The organism is Frankia sp. CcMO1, from assembly GCF_977945845.1.
Genome location: NZ_CDWTMG010000391.1, coordinates 1 through 2736 on the forward strand (window position 1 = coordinate 1; position 2736 = coordinate 2736).

The 2736-nt window shown below is 68.4% G+C and carries 3 protein-coding genes; all 3 read left to right on the forward strand.

Annotation, left to right across the window (positions count from 1 at the left end; translation table 11 throughout):
* Positions 1–481: GNAT family N-acetyltransferase (locus tag AC08OU_RS24275; protein WP_476605908.1), on the forward strand; the 481-nt coding region annotated here is incomplete at its 5' end.
* A gap of 118 nt (positions 482–599) precedes the next feature.
* On the forward strand, positions 600–917 hold the full coding sequence (locus tag AC08OU_RS24280) for a hypothetical protein (protein WP_462188392.1): 318 nt from the start codon (positions 600–602) through the stop codon (positions 915–917).
* Positions 918–1535: 618 nt separating this feature from the next.
* Complete coding sequence (locus tag AC08OU_RS24285; protein ID WP_476601680.1) at positions 1536–2663, forward strand: CHASE3 domain-containing protein; 1128 nt, start codon at positions 1536–1538, stop codon at positions 2661–2663.
* Positions 2664–2736: the final 73 nt, after the last annotated feature.

Consider the following 2736-nt stretch of genomic DNA (forward strand, 5'->3'; position numbering starts at 1 on the left):
AGCCGACGTCGAGCCCTACCTGTCCATGGCGCGACACCCGGACATGTCCGTCTACACCAGCTCGCCGTCGAAGGAGGGCTCCGTCTGGGGCATGACGGCGTTCCAGATCGGCCACTGGGCGCTCAACGGCTTCGGAATGTGGATCATCGAGGATCGGGAGACGGGTGAGTTCCTCGGCCGCGCCGGGCTGTACGAGGAGTACGGCTGGCCGGATATCGAGGTCGCCTGGACCGTCCGCCGGGACCGGTGGGGACAGGGCATCGCGACCGAAGGCGGCGCGGCAGCCCTGGAGTTCGCGTTCACCGAAACGAACCGGAACCGGGTGATCAACATCATCCACCCTGAGAACACGAGCTCGATCCGTGTCGCCGAGAAGCTCGGCCTCACCCTGGCCGAGGGTCCGGTCGACCGGGACGGCGAGCCGCGAAACATCTACGCGATCAGCCGCGCCGAATGGGAGAACCGCAAGACCAGCAGGTAGGCGCTCGGCAGCAGCGAGGCCAATCGGCGTGACGGAACCGCACTCCTTGGTTCCGGAGTAGGTGTTCCGCCGCTACCGTTGATGCAGATAGGGGCCGCCTGTATACGGAGAGCAACCCATGGCGTGGAACAAGCGAGAGTCGACCAGTGGTGGAGCCTCCACCGGCCGCGATGGCATCAAGCGCGGCGGCAGAGGTGGATCACCCAGGGGCAAGAATAACCCCGACACCGAGAAGGACTACGACAAGCGGGGCGCGAAGGCCGGGCATGCCGACCTCGAACCGGTGGAGACCGCGGACTGCCCCACCTGCAACGGAACCGGCAAGGTCACCGCGGACAGGTCCGAGGCTGACGAGGACGGCGGTTTCGCGGGCACGCAAGAGGTGGACTGCACAGCATGCGACGGCACCGGTCTGATTACAAGGCGGCGGCGATGACCGACGACTTCCCAGCCCGGGAGCCGATCGCGGACGGCGACCCGACCGGTGAGCGGCCGATCATACGAATGCTGTCGCTGGTGGCCTGCAACAAATGCCGCCGTCGCCGTGGCGCCCAGTTTCACGCGACGGGCAGAGTCGAGCCCGTGCCAAGAGCGGGTACCTGTCCGCACGGCAAGCCGCTGCGAACCGTCTGGGCACCCGGCTACGGTCCGGACGCCCAGCCGCCGGAGGATCCGACCACGCCAGAAGAACGACGGCAAGGCCCGGTCTGACCCCGGGCATGCCGAAGCGGCCCGCCCCACTCGGAGCGGCCGTCATTCGAGGACCAAAACCATGATCAGGTGCCATCCTGGCACCGCAAGATCGAATAATTCAGGAAATTAGCAGGTCGCAACGATCTTCCCGTTTCCACGCCGCGAACGTGCGCTCCCGTCCGGGGCCGGGTGGGTCTGTCGCGTCGGGCGGGTCCGCAGACCCCGTCAAAGCGGCCAACTGGCGTTGGTCCGGAGGCGGGCATCGCCCCCGGCCTTACAATGAGTAATCGATCCAGCATGGACAGTCGCACCTGTACGCCTGGAACCGCCCGTCGGGTCTGTCAACATCCTGGAGGCGCCTATGGCGGAGACACCGGACCTCACGGACACAATCGACCCGGCGCGACGCGCCAACACGGCCGTGTTGCAGGGGATGACCAACGCCGAGACGGGCGTCCGCGGCTATCTGATCAGCCATGACCCGTCGTTTCTGCAGCCGTACCGGGCCGGCACGGCCGCGGTGGCCGGGGCGTTCGCGAAGATCGCAAGAGATTTCGGTGGGGACGCGACGGTACGCGGCCAGCTGGCAGCCGAGCGGGCCGCCGCCTCGTCGTGGCTGGACGACTACGCCAACCCCGCGATCACCGGTGTCGCCCCTCCCCCGGAGGCAGGTAAGCATCTGTTCGACGCGTTCCGGGCGACGAACGCCTCGCTCGGCACCACCCTTGGCCAGCTGCGTCACGACAAGACCGACGCGCTCAACCGGACCCTGGCCGTGACGATCGGGATGATCGGCGGCCTGCTGGCGATCGGTCTGGCGGTGGGTACCCGGACCGCGGTGGTCACAACCCGATGTCTGGTCCGCCCGCTGCAGAACGTCACCGCCGCGGTGCGGTCGTTGGCCCTGGGACGGCTGAATACCCGCGTCACTCCCGCGGGGCCGCAGGAGACGCAGGAGGTGGGGAGGTCGGTCAACACCATCGCGGACCAGCTGGACCGGGTAGCGGTCGAACGCGCCCGCTCAGCCGCCGAGTTGCAGACGGCCAACGACGAGCTACGGGCGGCGAACAACGAGCTGGAGGCCTTCTCCTACAGCGTGTCTCATGACCTTCGGACACCGCTGCGGGCTGTCAGTCGCCGACAATGGCGCCGGCTTCGATCCCCGCCACGCCGGCAAGCTGTTCGGTGTGTTCCAGCGTCTGCATCGGGCGGACCAGTTCGAAGGGACCGGTGTCGGGCTTGCCCTGGTCGCGCGGATCATCCATCGCCACGGTGGGCGGATCTGGGCGGACGGGACACCTGGCCAGGGGGCGACGTTCTCCTTCACCCTCACGGAAGCGGAACAGCGATGACGCATCCCAGCCCGGACGTCCTCCCACTGGCTCGGCGAACTCCTCGAACCGGGGCGTACCGTACTGCTCGCCGGTGGCGTCGAGGGCGCCCATGGCTGCCGGAGCGGCAACAGCGGCAGTGCTGGCGGCGGCGGTGACGCGGCTGAGGCGGCTGAGGCGGGCCGCGGCGTCGGGACCGGCCAACAGCCGCCGGGGTGACCAGGACGAGGG